Source organism: Photorhabdus asymbiotica (assembly GCF_003634575.1).
In the GTDB taxonomy this organism is placed as follows: domain Bacteria; phylum Pseudomonadota; class Gammaproteobacteria; order Enterobacterales; family Enterobacteriaceae; genus Photorhabdus; species Photorhabdus asymbiotica.
Genome location: NZ_RBLJ01000004.1, coordinates 223,406 through 244,688, shown reverse-complemented (window position 1 = coordinate 244,688; position 21,283 = coordinate 223,406). Strand labels below are relative to the sequence as shown.

Annotated in this window: 15 protein-coding genes and 1 pseudogene; 8 read left to right on the top strand and 8 right to left on the bottom strand. The window is 41.0% G+C overall.

Going from position 1 to position 21,283, the window contains the following annotated elements; all coding sequences use genetic code 11:
* The first annotated feature begins 30 nt into the window (after nucleotides 1-30).
* From BDD30_RS16945 to BDD30_RS16905, 8 genes are all read left to right on the top strand, one after another.
* The gene (locus BDD30_RS16945; RefSeq protein ID WP_015834933.1) at nucleotides 31-1,251 is read left to right on the top strand and encodes a tail fiber protein; all 1,221 of its coding nucleotides are present in this window, start codon (nucleotides 31-33) and stop codon (nucleotides 1,249-1,251) included.
* Between the two features lie 63 nt (nucleotides 1,252-1,314).
* Entirely contained in the window at nucleotides 1,315-2,970 is a 1,656-nt protein-coding gene (locus BDD30_RS16940; protein WP_015834934.1) for a contractile injection system tape measure protein, read from the top strand.
* Nucleotides 2,971-2,979: 9 nt separating this feature from the next.
* Entirely contained in the window at nucleotides 2,980-5,067 is a 2,088-nt protein-coding gene (locus tag BDD30_RS16935; protein WP_015834935.1) for an ATP-binding protein, read from the top strand.
* Nucleotides 5,068-5,091: 24 nt separating this feature from the next.
* Nucleotides 5,092-5,994 carry a Pvc16 family protein gene (locus BDD30_RS16930; protein ID WP_015834936.1) on the top strand — a complete coding sequence of 301 codons (903 nt, stop codon included), beginning with the start codon at nucleotides 5,092-5,094 and terminating at the stop codon, nucleotides 5,992-5,994.
* A 71-nt stretch (nucleotides 5,995-6,065) separates the two neighbouring features.
* Nucleotides 6,066-7,049 (top strand): hypothetical protein, encoded by a 984-nt coding sequence (locus BDD30_RS16925; protein ID WP_015834937.1) that lies wholly within the window; start codon nucleotides 6,066-6,068, stop codon nucleotides 7,047-7,049.
* 191 nt (nucleotides 7,050-7,240) lie between these two features.
* Entirely contained in the window at nucleotides 7,241-8,209 is a 969-nt protein-coding gene (locus BDD30_RS16920; RefSeq protein WP_015834938.1) for a hypothetical protein, read from the top strand.
* A 586-nt stretch (nucleotides 8,210-8,795) separates the two neighbouring features.
* Nucleotides 8,796-9,689: a hypothetical protein gene (locus BDD30_RS16915; RefSeq protein ID WP_041382073.1), complete on the top strand. Its 894-nt coding sequence runs from the start codon at nucleotides 8,796-8,798 to the stop codon at nucleotides 9,687-9,689.
* Between the two features lie 591 nt (nucleotides 9,690-10,280).
* Complete coding sequence (locus BDD30_RS16905) at nucleotides 10,281-11,330, top strand: fucose-binding lectin II (RefSeq protein WP_041382075.1); 1,050 nt, start codon at nucleotides 10,281-10,283, stop codon at nucleotides 11,328-11,330.
* A gap of 250 nt (nucleotides 11,331-11,580) precedes the next feature.
* Here the strand turns inward: BDD30_RS16905 and BDD30_RS23930 are convergent.
* The 8 genes and pseudogenes from BDD30_RS23930 to cmoM all read right to left on the bottom strand — a co-directional run.
* A pseudogene (locus tag BDD30_RS23930) lies at nucleotides 11,581-11,820 on the bottom strand (Txe/YoeB family addiction module toxin); the annotation flags it as partial.
* Between the two features lie 301 nt (nucleotides 11,821-12,121).
* The gene (locus tag BDD30_RS16890) at nucleotides 12,122-13,072 is read right to left on the bottom strand and encodes an Rpn family recombination-promoting nuclease/putative transposase (RefSeq protein ID WP_015834941.1); all 951 of its coding nucleotides are present in this window, start codon (nucleotides 13,070-13,072) and stop codon (nucleotides 12,122-12,124) included.
* A gap of 146 nt (nucleotides 13,073-13,218) precedes the next feature.
* Nucleotides 13,219-13,458 carry a type II toxin-antitoxin system prevent-host-death family antitoxin gene (locus tag BDD30_RS16885; protein ID WP_015834942.1) on the bottom strand — a complete coding sequence of 80 codons (240 nt, stop codon included), beginning with the start codon at nucleotides 13,456-13,458 and terminating at the stop codon, nucleotides 13,219-13,221.
* A gap of 110 nt (nucleotides 13,459-13,568) precedes the next feature.
* Nucleotides 13,569-13,745: a hypothetical protein gene (locus tag BDD30_RS16880; protein ID WP_387794786.1), complete on the bottom strand. Its 177-nt coding sequence runs from the start codon at nucleotides 13,743-13,745 to the stop codon at nucleotides 13,569-13,571.
* A 139-nt stretch (nucleotides 13,746-13,884) separates the two neighbouring features.
* Nucleotides 13,885-18,333, bottom strand: a complete 4,449-nt coding sequence (mukB, locus tag BDD30_RS16875) for a chromosome partition protein MukB (protein ID WP_015834943.1) — start codon at nucleotides 18,331-18,333, stop codon at nucleotides 13,885-13,887.
* Nucleotides 18,330-19,052, bottom strand: a complete 723-nt coding sequence (gene mukE / locus BDD30_RS16870) for a chromosome partition protein MukE (protein WP_041382077.1) — start codon at nucleotides 19,050-19,052, stop codon at nucleotides 18,330-18,332. The genes mukB and mukE overlap by 4 nt, the downstream gene beginning before the upstream one ends.
* Nucleotides 19,033-20,355 (bottom strand): chromosome partition protein MukF, encoded by a 1,323-nt coding sequence (gene mukF / locus BDD30_RS16865; RefSeq protein ID WP_015834945.1) that lies wholly within the window; start codon nucleotides 20,353-20,355, stop codon nucleotides 19,033-19,035. The genes mukE and mukF overlap by 20 nt, the downstream gene beginning before the upstream one ends.
* Nucleotides 20,352-21,137, bottom strand: a complete 786-nt coding sequence (cmoM, locus tag BDD30_RS16860) for a tRNA uridine 5-oxyacetic acid(34) methyltransferase CmoM (protein WP_041382079.1) — start codon at nucleotides 21,135-21,137, stop codon at nucleotides 20,352-20,354. Before cmoM ends, mukF begins: the two co-directional genes overlap by 4 nt.
* Between the last annotated feature and the right edge of the window lie 146 nt (nucleotides 21,138-21,283).

Sequence of the window (21,283 nt, the reverse complement as noted above, 5' to 3'; positions counted from 1 at the left end):
TAATAGCCCACATAATATAAGGTGATAAACATGGAAAAGAAATATAATCTGCAAAATTCCGAAGCTAATCTGGAAAATATCAATATTAAACCACAAGGGCCTTCAGCCGATGATTTGAAAATCCGTTTTAAAGAAGGCAGCATTCCATTACAGACCGATTATGCTGACCTGATTAATATTGCAGATATTGGGCGTAAAGCATGTGGTCAAGCGCCACAACAAAATGGGCCAGGAACAGGATTGAAATTGGCTGATGACGGTACGCTTAATTTAAAAATAGGTACGCTTTCCAACCAAGATTTTTCACCATTAATGCTAAAAGATGATATTTTATCTATAGACCTTGGTAGCGGTCTGATTAATAAAACCAATGGAATATGTGTCGGTCAAGGCAATGGTATTGTTGTCAATACCAATGACGTGGCTGTCAAAGCTGCCAACGGTATTACCGTCAATGGTAGTGGTGTTGCCGTTAAAGCCAATAATGGTATCAATGTTGATACTAATGGTGTTTCTGTAAAAGCCAAAGATAAAACAATTAACGTCGAATCTACAGGGATATCGGTAAGACTTGGTTGGGGAATCAAAATAGGTGATGGGTTAGATGTTAAGGCCAGTAATGGTATTAACGTCGATAGTAATGGTGTTTCAGTCAAAGCCGGTAACGGTATCACGGTTAATTCAAGCGGTGTGAGCATTGATCCCAATAAAGTACTCCCCAGAGGCATGATTGTAATGTTTTCTGGTAATAGTGCTCCCACTGGATGGGCTTTTTGTGATGGTAACAGCGGAACCCCAGACTTAAGAAGCCGTTTTATAATGTGCGGTGAAACTATTTCTGAAACAGGGAAAAGCAGTAATAAAGCCAGTGGGAGTGGGAATGGAAAAAACTTTTCCAGAAATACAACATCAACTACGGTTTCGGTAAATGTTACTGTGCAAAACACGACATTAACAGAATCACAAATACCAAAACATAAACATATTGAAGCACTTCCATATTATAATACTCTAGGATTTGCCTATGGTAATACCCCCATAGGATCAACAAAATACCAAATAAATAATACAAGTTCTTCTATGTTTTTCTGGCACCCAAGTCCAACTGGAAATGATTATCATCCATACACATCAGAAGTCGGGGGTGGACAAGGGCATAATCATAAGGCAACAGCATCATCCTCTTCACATACTCACAGTGTTGATGTAGTTCCACCTTATTACATCTTGGCATTTATTATGAAACTTTAATTCCATCCCATACAGAAAGATTTAAATTATCTATTATTTGTCAATCACCAAGGAAATATCAATATGACTTCGGAGCCAAATCTGTTAAACCGGATTACCATTACTATTGAGGCTAATAATCAACAGGTGGCTAAAAAAGTATTGCATGGCTCCCTACTTAATCAAGCCAGCATAAATAAATTACTCAAATCATACTTTGATGAATATAACATTCATCAGGATATCTCTTTAGATAGCTTAACCTTGGACCTTGGCGAAATAAGTTTCCATGACTTTAATACATTATTCCCGGCTCGCCTCAAGTTTGCGCTGAATAAAGCACTGAGCCAATATCAGATAAATAACCACCAGGAAGAAATTCTATTGAATAAACCAACATCCAATAAATTGACCGATAAGATATCTTTATCCAGTGAAAATCATTTAATTGATGCAGAGAATTTCATTCATTTCTTATATCAAAAAGATCCGCAACTCAATCCAATGGAGGTAATAACCGATAATAAGAATAGCGATATCAAAATTAAACCATTAATCAATCAATTAATACAGATAGAAAACAAATCAGCATTATTATTAGCAAAAGGCTGTTTATCTGAACATGGCCTACAACGGCTTTTAGCTATCAGACAACCGGCCTTATTCCTCGCCATTAACCGCAGATTATCCGACAGAGTCAACAAACCACAACATCAGGAGGAGCTTGTCTCCTCCGGACAATTGATACTTAATGCACTGCAATATATCCAGCGGCACAATACTCAGGAAATACCTAAACCCGATGCGAAAATCATCTCGCGTATTACCACTGAATTCAATAATGGCATACTTAATGCTGCATCTGTTATTACATTATTCCGCCAGGCTATGACCGACAACAGTCCATTAAATAGCTGGCTAAAACAACTCTGGCAAACCGTTTCTGTTTCACAACTTTGCAAAAAGCACCTGTCAGCTGAAGAATATCAATATCTACTGGAATGCTTTATGCCAAATCACATGGAGAAGAATATATCTGATAAAAAACCAACCATTACTCCCGTTGATATTTCAAATATTCAGACATACCAACATCTGGCAAATCAGCAGGTCATCACCGACGATCAGAAAATACTATCAGCACCAGATAACACACCTATTACAGGCAATAACCATAACCGACATCAAATTATCAACAGGTCACATTCCGGACAGGCTTTATTACCTGAACAACCTCTTCCATATCAGGTAAAAAATGCCGGCATATTAATTCTATGGCCGATGCTTCCCGCACTATTTAATCAACTTGGCCTACTTGAGAAACAGAAATTTATCCACCGTCAAACCCAGTTCAGCGCCGTTAATTTCCTTGACTATCTGATTTGGGGAACCGAAAAAACACCGGCAGAACGCAAGAGGCTTAATAACGTTCTGTGCGGACTCATGGTCAATGAAAATACAGAATCAATCTCTCTTGAACCAGAAAAACAATTGATAGCAGATCAATGGCTGGATGCGATGACTGTCCAGCTTCCCAGCTGGAAAAAATTAAGCCGTAATGATGTACGGCAATTATTTTTACAACGACCGGGTGAATTATTGACAAATGAGCAAGAAATCAAAATCACAATCCAGCAACAACCCTTTGATGCGCTATTGGCCGATTGGCCTTGGCCATTAAATATCGCCAGACTTCCCTGGCTGGATCTCCCTTTACGCATCGATTGGCAAAATATTTAGAAGGTTTATATGGATTACCCAGTTACCTATAGCCACAATATAGTGGCAGAATCACATTGGATTTATCCCCATTTGGAACGTATCGATCTGCGGTTACAGCATTATTATTACCAAAAGAGTCACAGATACGATTCCTTACCGGAAAGTTTTTTACTTACCGAAGATGAATTAGATCAGCACTTGAAAAAACCACAGGGAATACCCCATTGGCTAATTCAATCGAATGATATTATTAGTCTGCCAAAAACAGAGGAAAGCCCAGCAGCTATTGATCCATTATCAATATTGGTTGATCGTTTTGAACTGACTGAATTTGAGCGAGATGCCTTACTATTAGGTTTATTACCCCATTTTGACAGCCGTTATCATGCGCTATTTGCTGCTCTGCACGGTAGCAGTAGAAAACAGTGGCCTACTTTTGCTTTAGCCATTGAACTATTCAGCCAACGCCAAAGTGATCGACAATTACAACAAAATAGCTTTTTACCATCAACACCATTAATCAAGAATCAACTATTACGACTCAATAATCACGAAGAATCTATTTGGCTACAGACACAATTCTCAACTCATAGCGCGGTCTGGCATTTTCTATCAGGCCAGCAGGTTATTTTACCCCCCCTGACAATTTGTGCTTATTGGTATTTTCCTGCCTCGCCAACTTGGTATCCTCAAGCCCTTTATCACTCATTTGAAAAAATATTGCTGAATGAAACAGATGAAGTGCGCCCATTAGTCATACTTAGAGGAAAACCAGGCAGTGCCAGAGAATTGGCGGTAAGCCATATTATGGCATCCCATGACATAAGTACTTTAACACTTGATTTAGCCCGCCTGCCCGACGAAGACAATATAAGGGCAATCGCTAACTTATTGACTGATGCAGTGCGGGAAGCCCGGCTACATAATGCTTGTTTATTAATTCGCAATTTCTCTTTACTGGCAGAGAAAAAGAAAATATTAAATAACGAATTATCCACTTTACTGAATCACCCAAAATTACGCGTGGTTTGTCTAATAGAACCACAAGACTCATTAATCTGGATTGAACATCTGCCCATGGTGCAAATTGATATGCCAGCACTCACTCTGGCAGACAAAAAAATCATGCTGGAAACAAACTTACCGGCTAATATCATCCAGAAAATAAACATCGCTCAATTATGTCAGCGTTTTTCATTTACTGCGGAAACATTACCGCAAATCCTTCAAGAAGCGAATCAATACCAAATACTCCGACAACCAGAAGGTCAATTAGAAGAAACCGATCTGCGTAAAGCACTAAACTTCCGTGCTCAACAAAACTTCGGTAAATTAGCTCAGCGAATCACCCCCAAACGCTGTTTTAATGATTTAGTTATTTCAGATGTATTAGCACAACAATTAAAAGAAATTATTGCCACCATTCATTACCGTGACCAGATTCTGGGCGCTGGTTTTCAGCAAAAAATAGGTTATGGCACCGGCATTAGTGCGCTATTTTACGGAGAATCCGGGACCGGGAAAACCATGGCCGCCGAAGTAATTGCCGGACATCTTGGTGTTGATTTGATTAAAGTCGATCTCTCTACAGTGGTGAATAAATATATCGGCGAAACAGAAAAAAATATCTCTCGCATTTTCGACTTAGCCGAAGCAGATTCTGGCGTGCTATTTTTCGATGAAGCCGATGCTCTATTTGGCAAGCGTAGTGAAACCAAAGACGCCCAAGACAGACATGCCAATATTGAAGTTTCTTACCTATTGCAACGACTGGAAAATTATCCGGGATTAGTGATTTTAGCCACCAATAATCGCAGTCATTTAGACAGCGCGTTTAATCGTCGTTTTACCTTTATTACTCGTTTTACTTATCCCGATGAAATGCTACGTAAAAAGATGTGGCAAACAATCTGGCCTGAACAATTGAGATTATCTGATGAACTTGATCTTGAACATCTGGCTAAACGGGCTGATTTAACTGGCGCTAATATCAAAAATATTGCTTTATTAGCATCTATGTTAGCGAAACATGATCACTGCGAACAAATCGAAAATAAACATATCGATCGTGCCGTTACACTCGAATTAAATAAAACTGGCCGATTGATTTTTTAAATATTCAATAGAATAGGAATAAATATGACAACCCTAATTGCTTCTGACAATGCGATCATTGAAATTAATCAAGCATTAAATACTATTTTATCCCAATACTTAAATACTAATGGAAATAAAATTGATATCCGTTTTGATCTACCAGAAATTAATTCCATTCAATCGGAACCGACAGTGAGCGTATTTCTTTACGATATACACGAAGATTTGCAATTACGCTCCGCCGAACCAAGACGTTATAATCCAGCAAACAACTCATTATTACCGGGCTGGGTAAATATCAATTGTAACTATTTAATTACTTACTGGGATGTGAATAAACCATCGAGCGACGGTTCCAGCCCAGACAGTCAACCCAACAATCAAGCCGCACAAGTCATGACACGGGTTTTAAATGCCTTGATAAATAATCGTCAATTAACCGGCATTCCCGGTGCATATACCCGAGTGATTCCCCAACAGGAAAATTTAAATAGTTTGGGTAACTTTTGGCAAGCGCTTGGCAATCGTCCACGCCTCTCTTTATTATATTCCATCACCGTACCAATGAAACTTCAGGATATTCAAGAAGGTATTACACCAATTAAACAAATTTCCGCTTCTGTGGATCATAAACAAAACCTAAATAATTCACAAATCAATCAAGCTCTGGCAGATAAATTGTGTACCGATTTAGGTGGTACAGAAGATGTTCGTCTTGCTCTGACTAAAGTAGAACTGATCACGGAATTCTCTACAGTCAATAATGAAAGTCAGGAAAATAAAAACGTTATTCTTCATGTCTTTGGTATTACCCATTTAAATTATTTACCTAAAATAGAAAATATTCTCTCAGCATGGAAAAATAGTCAGGATGCCGTAATTAAGATAAACGGTATAGGTATTATGATTGTTGAAGAAAATACTGATAAATTAATTGGAATTTAGTATTGCCCTATTGTGATAGGTAAAACTCGAACTATCACAATCATTTTCATATATTAAATAAAGGTGATGATATGCCAAACAAAAAATACAGTGAAAATACGCATCAAGGCAAAAAGCCGCTAATAAAATCAGAGGCTAATAATGAACATGCTATAGATAATTCCCCGTTAGGCATTGGATTAGATTTAAATAGCATACTGGGGAATAACTCTGCCAGTTTAAGTCAGATTCATGATTATTCATTTTGGAAAGAAAACATTTCCGAATATTACAAATGGATGGTTGTCGTTAAAGCTCATTTAAAACAATTAGACTGGACCTTAAAATCAATGGATTCCCCTGAATCTGCTGGAGCTAACATAGCCAAAAATATAGGAACGACCACACTGCAAACTCTATTAAATACCGGAGGCAGTATAGCTGGCGGCGCTATTGGCGGAGCTATAGGAAGTGCTATAGCACCCGGTGTTGGCACTATAGCGGGCATGGGTATTGGTGCATTAGCCGGAACGGGATTAAATTACCTTAATGATACAGCTATTGAAAAATTAAATGAAAAGTTGGAAATCGCTTATCCTTATCCTAAAACAAGAAACATGATATTTGATATCAATAATTACGATAAAAACCCGCTCATCAAAGCAATCAAAAAGAAAACCAAGAAAGATAACTTAAAAGTCATGGCTGGCAGTTCATTAACATCACAACTTTTAGGAAGAATCACCCCAATAAAAATTCCTGCCTATAAACTTGCTGATCTGGCTGTATCACATCACCGGGCATTAGCAGGACTCAGCAGTGATAAAGCCAGACATATATTAGATTTCACCAATAGTATCCGTGAAGTTCTCAATGAAAGCCATTCTGATGCCGTCGCATTTATGCGTAAAAACTATGGCGATAATGCAATGGGTCTTTCTGGACTCTCTTCTAAAATAAAGGGAGACAAATTAACCTTAGATACATTAGCCAGGACAAGAAATAAAATAGAAAATAGAATTAATAGCATTAATAAACAAACATTAAAACTTTCCTCAAAAAACAGCAATGAATAATTAATGCATAGTAATGAAAAATCATTAGCAATATATACTCTTCATCTTTCAAGCTGCTGCTTTGTTGGCTGCTTTCACTTACCCCAGTCACATAGTTATCTATGCTCCTGGGGATGCGTTCACTTGCCGCCGCGCTGCAACTCGAAATCTATTGAGTATAAAATTCTTACGAAAAATAAATAGGTAATAACATGGAACGAGAATATAGTGAAAAAGAAAAACATAAAAAACACCCAATACAGTTAAGGGATGCAATTGAACAACATGCAGAAGAAACCGCTAATAATTCATTAGGATTAGGGCTGGATTTGCATCAGGCAATAAATACCCCTAAAGTACCGAAAGATAATTACAATGAAGAAAATGGTGATCTATTCTATGGTCTGGCAGCTCAACGGGGGCGATATATAAAAAGTGTCAATCCCAATTTTGATCCAGACAAAACAAATAGCTCGCCAATGGTTATAGATGTTTATAATAATCATGTTTCCAATACTATTTTGAACAAATATCCATTAGATAAACTGGGTAAATTATATGGTAATCCTCAGAAATATGCTAAGGATATTAAGGTAACAAATAGTTTACAACAGGATGTCGCTGCAAGTAAAAGAGGATGGTATCCATTATGGAATGACTATTTTAAAGCTGGAAATGAAAATAAAAAATTTAATATTGCCGATATATATAAGGAAACCCGTAACCAATACGGTTCTGATTATTATCATACATGGCATGAACCTACAGGTGCCGCACCTAAATTACTTTGGAAAAGAGGCAGTAAACTAGGCATAGCAATGGCCGCCAGTAACGAAAAAACCAAGATACATTTTGTTCTTGACGGTCTGAATATACAAGAAGTCGTGAATAAACAGAAAGGCTCCACTCCTTTAGAACAAGGACGGGGTGAATCAATCACTGCTTCCGAACTCCGTTATGCTTATCGAAACAGAGAAAGACTCGCCGGAAAAATTCATTTTTACGAGAATGATCAAGAAACTATTGCCCCCTGGGAGAAATCGCCAGAATTATGGCAAAATTATATTCCTAAGAATAAAAGCCAAAATGAAAGTAGCACACCTCAAAGAAATAATGGAGCACTATACAGATTAGGTGGACCATTCAGAAAATTACGGGCATCCTTAAGAAAAAGGAGCTGACAATATATACCCTTCATCTTTCAAGTTGCTGCTTTGTTAATAATAATATCGACAAATAAAGAATAACTCATCGATCACCTTCCACTTTATAGATATTTAAGAAGCGTGTTAAATGGATTAACGCGCTTCTTATCATTCTGTTGCCAGTAAAAATAATCCCGCCGGAATTCGTTAGAGAAAACGCTTATTTATCTTATTATCTTTCCTGAAAGTTCCCGCTATTTATCTACTCTAATGAGTGAAGCAAAAAAGCATATCTGAGACATAGCAATGCGGCACTCTATTTCACTACTTCCAACAATAAATTCTCTTTAAAATCCATCTATTTTATTATTTTTCTGATTAGTCATATTTTTACTGTACCAAAAGAAATTTGTGAAAAAATAAGATAAGTCTGAAAATGTATTTTAATTAAGAATCTATTTTTATAATTTTATTATCAAATACAACCAGTTAAATAATAATATAAAAATATTCGATCTTATATCATAGCTTAAAGCTATTGAATTAAATATAGACTGTTAATATATTATCTATTCACAATATACTTCATATACTTCCTACTCGAAACTAATAGGTGATAATTATGGTACACGAATATAGTATAAACGACAGACAAAAAAGGCACTCATTCTCATCGGCAAATCCTATTGATCCCGAGGTGACAAACAGAGAAAACAGCAGACATAGATTCCCGAAAGATAATTATAATAAAGGTCATGGCGATCTGTTTTATGGTCTTGCTCCTGAAAGAGGAAAATATATAAAAGAAGCCAATCCCAAATTTGATCCGAATAATCCAGAAAATGCTGCAATGATCATAGATGTTTATAACGATGAAATATCGAGGGTTATATTGAACAATAATGCAAATAAAATCTCTACCAATAGACTATTGAATTTCATATATAATTTCAGAAAAAATAGACTAGAAAATCTTATGAAAAACCCCGAGAAATATGCAAAAGATATTAAGGTCAAGGATAATTTACGGGAAAATATTTCACCCAAAAAAATAGAAAAATATCCATTATGGAATGATTATTTTGAAGCAGGGATTAGAAATAAAAAATTTAATATTGCAGAGATATTTAAAGAAACAGCCAGTCAATATAATTCTGATTATTATCATGCATGGCATATAGGAGGAAATTCTGCTCCCAGATTACTCTGGAAAAGAGGAAGTAAATTGGGTATAGAAATAGCGGCAAGTAATCAGCGAACAAAGATCCATTTTATTCTCGATGGCCTGAAAATTGAAGATGTTGTTAATAAAACAAAAGGTCCTGCTCCTTTAAAAGCCGGACCCGGTGAATCAATTACCGCTTCCGAACTACGTTATGCTTACCGAAATAGAGCAAGATTAGCCGGAAGAATTCATTTCTATGAGAATGGTAAAGAAACCATTGCACCATGGGATAAAGACCCAGAATTATGGCAAAAATATACGCCTAAAAATAGGAGTGGAATGGAATTATAGCGGTTCAGAGAAATGATCGCATCATATATACCCTATGGATTTCAAGATGCAGCGCGACGGCCAGGGAGCGAATCCCCGGGAGCATAGCTAACTATGTGACTGGGGTGAGTGAAAGCAGCCAACAAAGCAGCAACTTGAAGGATGAAGGGTATAAAAACTTAGGAGAATGATCAGGCCAACTCCTAATTATTCTCCTTGCTAAAACATCCATGCATTATTGTTTAACTTTATTTTATACATTTAACTTATCGGCAAAACGATAAACATAGAAATAAAACCAATCCATTTATCCCCATCAATAAAAACACCTCATTAATTACCCTTTATTTGTCACGTTTAAAACTGAATAGTCTGAAAAATAAATAAAAAAACCTGCCAATAAGAGATACTAAGGTTATCAATATTATTAAACTGCGATTATCAGAGTCACATTCTATACCCAATAAATTTCGAGTTGCAGCGCGGCGGCAAGTGAACGAATCCCCAGGAGCATAGATAACGATGTGACTGGGGTGAGTGAAAGCAGCCAACAAAGCAGCAACTTGAAGGATGAAGGGTATATTACTTTCTAACTACAAAGGATACATAACAATGAATATATCTAGTTATTTCTTCCTGAATGAAGAAAACATTAAGTTCAATAATCAATATTTAAATACATACATTGGTTACCCCCAACCCATCAGTAAAGATTGGCCCAATCTGCCTGCCGGGTTTCAAAGATATATTGACGATGTTATTAATTTAAATGGTTTTTTATATTTTTTTAAAGGTTCACTATATCTTAAATTCGATATCGCGAAAGCACAGGTCGTTGATGGACCGAACTTCATTATAGATGGGTGGCCTGGATTAAAAGGAACAGAACTGGAAAATGGAATAGATGCAGCCATAGAATTGACTACAAACACCGTCTGTTTCTTCAAAGGTGAACATTGTGTAGATTACACTATCGATTTACACACAATTAAGACCAGCACTATTTCAGATCGGTGGGGAATGACCGGGAAATATGCAGCATTTAGTCGCAATCTGGATGCTATTATTTTATGGCCAGATATCGATGGAAATTTTATTTATTTTTTCAAAGGTGATTCTTTTATTCGGTTCGACCCAAATTTGAATGCACTTGATGCCGGGCCAATCATCATCTCCAACGATAATAATGGTTGGAGAGGATTAGTCTTCAAAAATGTTCAAGCGGCAGTATCGGTCGATACCGATTTATTAGGCAGTCACCGAGATAATAATGGAGGCAATAGTAAAGTCTGTAATGGAACATGTGGTACTAATGATACGGGTAAATATTGTTTCCAGTTACCTCAAAGTATTAGATTCGGCCTGATAGCCTACGCTAATACAGATAAACCGCAAACTGTAAAAGTATATATTGACGATCTTCTGGTAGATACATTAACCAGTACCAGTAAAGGACAAAATAATCTCATGGCAACTAAAGCCTACACATCAGGTACAGGCAAAATCTGTATTGAGATTGCAGGAGATGGCAAACCATGCAAACTTCGTTATTTCGATAATATATTTGATGGAAATCCGGGAACAGCTATTATCAGCGCTGAAAATGGTACCAATAATCATTACAATGATAGCGTGGTGTTCTTAAATTGGCCTTTGACATAAACTAAAAATACTTAGATAAATGTCACTATCAATTAATAAAATCGATATTATTCCGTAACAAAAATATTTAAATAAAAACACTTAGTTTAAGATAATGATTGCGCCCTCCGGGGTGCATTTTTTCCTACTCATATGACTACCGTAAAATAAATAGAATAAATAGTAGTATTTGGCGGATTATCCTGATTTTATTTACTCTTAAAAATTTACAAATAATTTCAAACAAGAAATATGAAGTACTACCCCACGAATAATGATACCAGCAAGAAAGAATAATCAATCGATCAACCTTCCTCTTTATAGATTAGCCTATGTTTATCGGTAATACGACGTGACCAATAACCTGTGAGATTATGTTTCAATGGCTCAGGTTTACCAATACCTCGAAATGGCGTTCTTTCTATATCTTTAAAAAGCTCATTAATCCGCTTAACGAGCCTCTTTTATCATTTTGTTGCCAGTAAAGATAATCTTGCCAGAATTTACCCACAAAACGCTTATTTAATTAACCTCAGTTCTGCTTAAGAACAGAGATTTCAGAAGCACGTAAATTCAGACTCGGTCTTATCGCTTGGAATGTAAATGTGCCGCTTCTATGCGTTTCGTGCATTGACTCAATCATCGGTCTTCTTGCAATCCTTCCTAACGTCCCTCCAGGCGTCCTTTCAGCTCCAGTTTCTGCGCTATTGTCATCAGTACCTCTTCATACTTCGGGGACTGTTCTGCCCGTCGCCGTAAGATCCTCTTTTAACACGAATCGTTGAATGCTGATTAAGAACTCTCAATACGAGTTAGTGGCGTATTTGCTCAAGTTCGTTTTGGCTCAACCCGGTGGCTTTCATCACCGTTTCACGATCGATTCCGCTGTTCAGCAATGCATGCGCGATTTTTAGAGTTGCCTCTTGGCGCCCTTCCTGACGCCCTTCCTGACGCCCTTCCTGACGCCCTTCCTGACGCCCTTCCCGACGCCCTTCCTGACGCCCTTTCTGCTCCAGTTTCTGCGCTATTGTCATCAGTACCTCCTCATACTTCGGGGACTGTTCTGCCAGTCGCCGGATAAAACCCTCTGGATCGGCGGTATCTCCCACCTGTAATAAGTAGTTTAGCACGCTTTTTAGCTGTTCATCCGTATAGTAATCATACGTCAGCAGCATAATCAGTTCTTGCAGTAACTCCGCCATATCTCGCTGCCGGATATGCTTTTGCACTATTTCCAGTAGCGCAACCCGTTTGTGCGTTAGAATTTTATCGTCCGGGATTACCGTCACATCCACCAGCGGGAATGCGTCGGAATAGATTTCCTTCGCCAGGGCCGGAGCATCGAAGCAGTCGAGCCAATTGGTACTCCAGGGATACGGCTGTATTTTCCCGTGATAGAACAAAACCGGAATGACCAGCGGCAATTTTTCATGTCCCTGCTCCAGATGCCGCTGCATTGCGGAAATACCGTAGCGCATCAGCCGGAATGCCATCATCTTGTCCGGGGAACTCTGATGCTCAATCACGCAATATACGTATCCGTCACCCTGCGCCGTTTTCAATGAATACAAAATGTCGGAATAATGCGCACGCAGATTATCCTCAATAAACGACCCTGATTCCAACCGCAGTGTATCCAGATCACAAACTGCCCGTAATGTCGCAGGTAAATGGATCTCCAAAAAGTCTCTGGCAATATCAATATGACTTAAAAACTGTTTAAAAACAGCGTCATGTGGCGTTGGTGTATTTTTTCTCTTCATCGGTAAATGGTAGCATACTTTCTTTTATATTGAAGGAATATTAAGCAAGAAACCAAGCGGACTGAGATGCCTTGAATTTTCTTTGACAAAAACTTTGATCGTATCTCAGATACTTTAATTTCCTTCTTAAGCTAAGTTCAGGTTAGTTACCTTTCCTGCACATTTCCGCTACTTACCCGCTCTAATGATTTAAGTAAATGTTTTGCATTAGCGGATGAACGTAACAAATAGGCTGTTTCTTCAAGGCTTACATATTCTGCACTTGAAATAATCACACAATCACCACCGTTTTGTCTGGTGATCAATATAGGTACACCATCCTGAATAGCCTGATCCATAATTGAAACAAGATTTGCCTTTGCAACGCTATATGTTGTTTTCCGCATAATATGTCCTTTTCTCGTATCAATAATATCTAATCTGATAAGCAGAAAATAAACTGTAAAATCTCAAGCTAAATATCTATTGCGCCATCCATTTTCCTCATTAACCCGGTTTAATTCCCCACCAGAGCATTATTATTGTGGCAATACAATGGAGCAACTAATTCGCGGATAAATAAATTCGAAATCAATGGCGGCATCGACTTGACGGACCAAATGATTTTTAGAAACCAGCTCGTCAAACGAGAACGTTTCTGACGGGAAAGTCTGGAAAGGGGTGTTCTTAACATGGTGGCAAGCCCCGTTTAGTGAAAGGAGCTGAATTAAAATAGAGTACCGGATAAAAAAACAGTACTTTGTCAATAATCTGTTGCGCCATCCATGGCGCATTTTCTTTATTTTTATGGCTATCGCAAATCATCCATGTAATTAAGCAGTAGCATCTGGAATCAATTGAGTTGCCGGCACATCCTGCCCAAATCCTCGCAGCCCAACCACATGAACATGTTCGTGGTTGTTAAATACTTTACGCACCAATTTATAGGTGGTCCCTTTTTCAGGGCTGATATTTTCGGGCGCGGCGATAATTAACTGCATTTGTAGGCGTTCGCATAATTCAAATAAGGTGGCGATAGATTTAGCATCCAGACGCGCCGCTTCATCGAGGAATAGCAACCGGCAAGGGGAAATATCTTTACCACGCAAACGGCGGGATTCCTCTTCCCAACTCTGCACCACCATCACCAGAATCGACATGCCGGTCCCAATCGCTTCACCGGTCGATAACGCCCCACTCTCTGCTTTTAACCAGCCATCAGATCCACGGTTAACTTCAACGTCCAATTCCAAGTAGTTACGATAATCCAGCAGCTCTTCACCGACGGTTTGCGGCAAACGTTGCCCGATATCCACTTGTGGATTCAGGCGCTGATAAAGTTTTGCCATTGCTTCCGAGAAGGTTAATCGCTGGCTGTTAAAGAGATCTTGATGTTGCTCCTGCTGTTCAGAAAGCACATCCAGCAATAGCGCGTGGCTTTCACGTACATTGACATTCAACCGCACACCACGGACTTGTCCAAAGGAGACCGCTTGTAACCCTTGGTTCAGCATACGAATACGGTTCTGCTCACGCTGAATGGTTTTGCGGATAATATTCGCCACGCTCTTCGAACTAATGGCTAACTTTTGTTCACGGGCTGTCAATTCTTCCGTCAAACGAGCCAGCTCAATTTCCATCTGTTCAATCGCATCAACCGGATCGTCAGTGCGGATAATATCCTGACGAATACGTTCACGCAGATGCTGATAAACCGCAATGAAGAATTGAATTTTACGCTCTGGACGTTTTGGATCTTCGGATAAACGCAGCGCATCACGTAGATGTTCATTATCAGCCACCGCCAGACGCAATGCCCCCAACGCCTTATCCGACATGGAACGTAACGCGCCACCTTCCATATACGCCAATTCACGACGATGCAAGCGACGTTCAACGCCATTGTCTTTCACCATGCGCATCACTGCGCACCAACCCGCTTTAGCCGCAACCACATGTTCGCGGATTTGATGATAATCGCGCTCCAGTTTCCGCAGTTTCTTCTGCAAGCTTTCCATCTCTGCTTCACAAAAAGCGATCTGCTTCTCAAGCTGATTGACTCTGGAACGGTTAGTGCTGAGCGCTTCATGGAGCCGATCACGGTGCTCACGGGCACGCATTTCAGCATTGGTATCCGCTTGAACACCAATATCTTTCATCTCCTGTTCCAGCTCTTTCAACATATCTTGTTTGGTTTCGTAAGAACTTTTTAGAGATGCCAGCACTTGGTTAAATTGGGAATACTGCGCTTGCTGTTGACGCAGTTGTTCGCGGGCGCGGCTGCGATCCGATTCTGCATGCTCCAGACGCTGACGCAGTTTGTCATTTAAATCCGCATTTTCGTTGAGCATACCGGCAGAATCACTGTAGCTAAAATGCGCACGACGCTGTACCACTTCCACCAACGCAAATGCCTGTTGTTTAGCCTGATGCTGGCTATGTCTGGCGATTTCATAGTTCCGTTGCAACTGTTCATGTTGCTGTGGATCGCTTTGCAGAACAGCCACCATCGGTTCCAATTTTGCCAACGCCGAACCATGCTGTTGCAGGAAACGGAACGCTTCCTGTGCTTCGTCCATCTCTTCGCGTACTTCCTCAACGCGATCGATCAAAGTTTCATCCAGCAAGAGCGTAACCTGAGGGATCAGGCGATTTAATACGGTCAGGCTCTCTTTAGCCTGAGTATATTGCTGGCGCTGCTGTTGGGTTTGTTCCTCAAACCGGGACAGTTCACGTTCCAGTTCCGTGTGACGCTGCCTCAGTTCACGGATTTCTGCTTCTGGATCGGTATCAAATGCCACAGACAGATGTTTACCCACAAACTGACTAAACGTCTGGTGAGCACGCTGAATTTTCTGTACATCAAAAGAGAGCGTGGCATAGCGTTCCGCCAAAGTATCGCGCTCCAGATTCAAGACTTCTAAACGATTTTCTCTGGCAGCACGACCAAATAGCGGCAATTCAGGGTAACGAGAATAACGCCATTGACGATCAGAGGATTTCACCAATACCGCATTGGCTTGTTCTTCCGCATTAAATACGCTGTCATCAAAGGATTGCGGATCACCTTCAATAAGATAGAGATCTTCAGGGCAATCTTCCAGCGCTTCAAGCTGTGGGCGCACTAAAGAGAGATCGGGCACCACAATGCCATGACGCGCAGGCCCATACAGGGCCGAGAAATAAGGTGCGTCATCAATGGTGATATCGTCATAAATTTCTGACAGCAAAACCCCGCCGAAACGTTCTGCCAAGGCGATCATCCTGCTGTCTTCCGCACCACTCGGCTGACTGAGGCGCTCAATCTGCTTTTCCAACTCACGTTTTTGTGCAGCGACTTCATCACGTTCTACCGTTGTCTCACGTTCCCGTTCAAGCAACTGCTGCATATATTCCGTCACGTCACTGCTGCTCGTCAGCGTTTCACCACTCTGTTCACACAGTTGGTTCAGGGTATCCTGCGCAGCCAGCCAAACCGGGGCACGGGCAGTCAATGACTGGATTTTCTGTTTCAGTTGTTCAAGCGCCTGTCGCATCTCCATGCGACGCTCACCGCTTTCATTGACACTTAAACTTAACGCTTCCTGCCGAGCTTCAAGTTCATTTTGTAATCCTTCCAGATCTTCAGCCTGATATTGCTGCCCCTGACGTTTACAAAATTCGCTTAATAAATGTTCCGCATTTTGTTGGTTGTTCAAGCGCTGCTCCAGTTCAGCCAACTGCATGCGTAACGGCTGAACACGATCCGCCAGATGTCGCTGTGATGGCCAATCACGCAGCAATTCCCGGGCGTTCAGCCAGGCCTCACTGCGGTTGATTTCGCCAACCATACCTTTTACTAGTTGATATGCCTGTTCAAACTGGTTATGAGCCGCATCAGCAACACTTAATTTCTGTTCCAACATCAACAGAGCTTCTGTTGCCTGCTGCTCTTTATCCTGAAAAGTTTCCAGCCATGTTTCTGCATTATCGGCGGTAAGATCCGGTAGCTGGCAAAGTTCACGAGCACGTTCCAGCGCTTGTAACGCCTGTTGATACTGAATAGCGCGGGTTTGCTGAACATCCAGTGCTTGCTGATAATCAGCCAACTGGCTTTTCAGCTCATCAACTTCCTGCTCTGCTGCTTCTGCTCTGGCTTCATATTCAGCCTGAAGCTCTCCGGCGTCTTCAACAACTTCTGTCTGTTCTTCCAGACGGTAGGAAAGTTCTTCCAAATCTACCTGATAACGGTCGATTTTTTCCTGCTGGCGCATGGCTGTCTGCACCAGATTCAGATGATCACTGGCAGCCTGATAATCCGTTTCTAAATCAGAGGAGGCACTATTTTGTTCAGCCAACTCCCGCGCCATTTCAACATGGCGATATTGCTCGGTAGCTAGTTGTCTGTGGCTACCAAATAGTTCACCCCGCAATGCCAGTGCTTGATCCAGATAAGTACGCCGCTCATTGGCATGGCGCATATAGTCAGCTGACACGTAAGCCGTTGCTTCGGTGATCAAGTGCTTAAACAGATCGCGATCAGATTGTGTGACTCGAATCGCTTCCAGCGTTATACGGTTTTCACGCAACGCCGCTTCCATATCCTGAAATGCCTTCCGAACACCGCTGTTTTCCGGCAACAGGTAATCACGCAGTGAGCGGGTAATAGCACTGGAAATCCCCCCGTACAGAGAAGCTTCGATCAGACGATAAAACTTACTGCGATCACCGGCTGAACGCAGGCGTTTGGGTATTACACCCAAATCAAACATCAAGGCGTGATAATCCGTGATGGAGTTAAATTGCTTGAACTGCACGCCCTCCATCTCATCAAGGCGATCTTTCAGTTCATTAAGCGGCAATACACGCGCCTGTCTTTCGCCAACATTTTCAGTCAGCAACTGTGTAGGCTGGATAGCGGTTGGTAATCCTTGGATCATAAAGGATTTGATATCAACTTTACGGTCACGACCGGCAACCTGTTGCAGCCTCACACCAACAATTACCCGTTGATGACGAGAATTAATCACATCCAGAGTTGAATAACAGACCCCAGCGCGCAACTTGCCATGCAATCCCTTATCACGGGAACCGGAAGTTGCACCAGCTTCAGTCGTGTTACGGAAATGGAGCAACGTTAAATCAGGAATCAGTGCGGTGACAAAAGCCGCCATAGTGGTAGATTTACCCGCACCATTACCGCCTGATAAGGTTGTTACTAATTCATCAAGATCAAAAGTTCTGGCAAAAAAACCATTCCAGTTAACCAGCGTCAGCGAACGAAATTTACCGCGTTCAATCATGGTTGTTCATCTCCCGCGCCCTCTGCTGAGCTATCCGGTGTTTCATCATTTTCACTATCATTAAGCGACAGGCTGCCTTCAACCGGCATTGCCTCACCATCACGGATCATCCTCAGTTGTACTTCACGAGGATCGTCGCCACTGCGTACATCTGCACCAAAACGGAATACCGCCTCAGTGATGGTAAATTTGCTATTGTCATTTGGCAGGAAATAGACCATTCCCAAACGACGCAGGCGATTAAGCGCAGTACGCACTTTTTCCTGCAACTTCTGTTTATCCAAGTCGGAACCAGAGGAACGCTGGTTGACAAACTTCATCAGTTTGCCCTCATCAGCCAGCGAGATCAGCTCTTCATACAACTCCTGAGAAGTAAAAATCCCCTGATTAGCCAGACGTTCCGGGCTGAGATAGAGATAACAGAGGATTTTTCCCACCATCATATCCAGCTCTGATAATACCGAGCGCGGGATCAAGGTCGTTGAACGGGGCCGCAGATAGAAGAAACCTTCTGGTGCACGGATCAACTCCACATTATAGCGGGCGTAAAACTCTTCCAATTGCTCCTGAAAATCCATCAGAAAAGCGTGATTATCAAGATCATCCATCCCAATATGACGACCCGCACGAAGCTGGCTGTCCAGTTCCGGGAAAAGTGAATTGGCTAACGCCTGTGCCAGTTTAACCGGCATAAATTGTTCAATATGTGTCGATGACATGTGCCTGCACCTTGGCTCCGTAATCATTAATCGCTAACCATTCCGCTGGCAACCCAGAGAAATCCGCTTCTGCTATACCCAACCGTACAGCCTGATCCACCAAAATACGTGCCACATCAAAGTGGCGAGGAAGCGGATGTTGAGCAAGGTAATCCCTTAACACCGCACCCAAATCCAGTGGACGTTGCTCCTGCTGATATATCAACAGCGCTTTTTCAATCATTTCTGCCAGTTGTTCGTTTATTTCACTGAATTCTTCATATTCCAGTTCTAACGGCAATTCACCGGTAACTTCTTCATTAGATAACGTCAACTCTTCATCCCGCATATCCAGCAAACGCTCCGCATTCGCAACAGTGAGGGTCCACGGGTTATCAAAATAGTGTTGAACTGATTGACGTAAGCGCTGAGAGAAAATACGGTTTTTATCCATATCAATCGCAGTACGGATAAACTTATGAACGTGGCGATCGTAGCCTATCCATAAATCAATCGCCTGCTGACCCCAATTGATAATACGATCCAGTTTGCTTTGCAGATCAAATACCAATTTATCAACCAGCTCTGATCCACCACTGCCCATGTTCGCATCCTGAATCCGCAGCAAATTGGCCTGGAGTTTATCTCCAGCTGCTTCCAGTGTGTCCTGCAGCTCTCGCAACGTACCGGATGTTTCCGATAACAATTGTTCACAATTGGCAATCGCCGCTTGCCAATCTTGGTTCAACAACGCCGCGATATCTTCTTTAACCGAGTTTTGCAGCTCATCCATCACACGCTGAGACATATCAATGCTATCGAATATTTCTGCAACAGAATATTTCAGCGGCGCAAAAACATTCCGGTGCCAGTGGAATTCATCTCCCCCTTCCTCTGCCGCCTCTGCTGCCCGATGCAACTCACTTGCCACTACCGAAAGTTGCATCGAAAGACGTAAGGTGGAAAATTCCCGCTGACGGATGTAGTAGTCACTGATACCGATACCAAGCGGCGTTAAACGATAGATTGCATTGCCATCAGCCAATTCACTGGTGAAACGATTGAGAAGTTTCTGGCGTACCATATCATTGATGGCATTGTTAGCCCGTACCGTAACCGATTCTGTGGTCTGTTCAAATCCTTTACAAACTTCACGAAAGGCATCAACCAGTTCCCCTTCGCTCATCTCTCCGTCCAGGCGTTCGCTGTTCAGCACCGCAATTGCCATCAGAAAAGCTAATCTTTCCGCCGGCAATGAAATGGAAAAATCATTTTTTCTAGCCCAGGACACCAATTCCGGGACGGTCTGGGAATATTCACTCATAATTCTTCCTTCAAAGCTGGCTTGCGTGCCATAACATGAATGTAGCGCCCCAGACTGATATAAGGTTCCTGTCGGCAATAACGCTGTTCTAATTCCAACAACGCCGGAAAATTCTCATTCTGTAATTGGCGACTTTGCAAATAATCGTGGAAAACCCGTACACCCGTTTTACCAATAATTGCCAAATTTAATTCAACAAGCCATTGATATACCTGTTCAGGCGCCAATGGATTTTGAGGAGACAGTGAACGTTTTCTGCGACGTTGCATATTGGGTGTCGCCAAATGAAAATTACCTAAAATAGCATTTCTCATTACCAAGCCATTAGCGTTATAAAACATTAAAGACAACGCACCACCAGGATTAATGATATTCGTTAACACTTTTATTACATATTTCTGATCGGTAATCCATTCCAATACTGCATGGAATAATACCAAATCTACCGGCTGCTCTATATATTGGCTAATTTCCTGTACCGGGCTTTGTATAAATCGCATATTTTGGCTGACCCCTTTTTCTTGCGCGGCCAACCTTGCTCGCTGGATCATCTCTTCTGATAAATCACAAAGTATCACTTGATGACCTAATTCAGCTAATTGGCATGCCATATTACCCTCACCGCCACCTGCATCTAAAATACGCAATGGACGTTGAGGTAATTGAGCCAGTAATTCGCTGATATCCTGCCAGACAACGGCTTGCCTGATTTTACCTTTGGTTGTGCCGTAAATATTACGAGAGAATTTGTCTGCAATATCATCGAAATTGCGATCCCGCATGAAAAACTGCCTCACTAATGGAATAAATCTGATTTATCTGTTGAGATTTCATTATGCTAGCTGCTATTTTGGCACAGCATTCATTGACATAACCACTTTTGACTACAAACCGTGGGCCATATGGTTATAATTCAACCAAATTAAGG

What these genes read in the sequence shown, in the direction of transcription:
- BDD30_RS16925 (WP_015834937.1), top strand. Translation starts at nt 6,066, where the DNA reads ATGCCAAACAAAAAATACAGTGAAAATACGCATCAAGGCAAAAAGCCG.
- BDD30_RS16930 (WP_015834936.1), top strand. Translation starts at nt 5,092, where the DNA reads ATGACAACCCTAATTGCTTCTGACAATGCGATCATTGAAATTAATCAA.
- mukB (WP_015834943.1), bottom strand. Translation starts at nt 18,333, where the DNA reads ATGATTGAACGCGGTAAATTTCGTTCGCTGACGCTGGTTAACTGGAAT.
- BDD30_RS16935 (WP_015834935.1), top strand. Translation starts at nt 2,980, where the DNA reads ATGGATTACCCAGTTACCTATAGCCACAATATAGTGGCAGAATCACAT.
- BDD30_RS16915 (WP_041382073.1), top strand. Translation starts at nt 8,796, where the DNA reads ATGGTACACGAATATAGTATAAACGACAGACAAAAAAGGCACTCATTC.
- BDD30_RS16940 (WP_015834934.1), top strand. Translation starts at nt 1,315, where the DNA reads ATGACTTCGGAGCCAAATCTGTTAAACCGGATTACCATTACTATTGAG.
- BDD30_RS16920 (WP_015834938.1), top strand. Translation starts at nt 7,241, where the DNA reads ATGGAACGAGAATATAGTGAAAAAGAAAAACATAAAAAACACCCAATA.
- BDD30_RS16885 (WP_015834942.1), bottom strand. Translation starts at nt 13,458, where the DNA reads ATGCGGAAAACAACATATAGCGTTGCAAAGGCAAATCTTGTTTCAATT.
- BDD30_RS16890 (WP_015834941.1), bottom strand. Translation starts at nt 13,072, where the DNA reads ATGAAGAGAAAAAATACACCAACGCCACATGACGCTGTTTTTAAACAG.
- cmoM (WP_041382079.1), bottom strand. Translation starts at nt 21,137, where the DNA reads ATGCGGGATCGCAATTTCGATGATATTGCAGACAAATTCTCTCGTAAT.
- mukE (WP_041382077.1), bottom strand. Translation starts at nt 19,052, where the DNA reads ATGTCATCGACACATATTGAACAATTTATGCCGGTTAAACTGGCACAG.
- mukF (WP_015834945.1), bottom strand. Translation starts at nt 20,355, where the DNA reads ATGAGTGAATATTCCCAGACCGTCCCGGAATTGGTGTCCTGGGCTAGA.
- BDD30_RS16880 (WP_387794786.1), bottom strand. Translation starts at nt 13,745, where the DNA reads ATGTTAAGAACACCCCTTTCCAGACTTTCCCGTCAGAAACGTTCTCGT.
- BDD30_RS16905 (WP_041382075.1), top strand. Translation starts at nt 10,281, where the DNA reads ATGAATATATCTAGTTATTTCTTCCTGAATGAAGAAAACATTAAGTTC.
- BDD30_RS16945 (WP_015834933.1), top strand. Translation starts at nt 31, where the DNA reads ATGGAAAAGAAATATAATCTGCAAAATTCCGAAGCTAATCTGGAAAAT.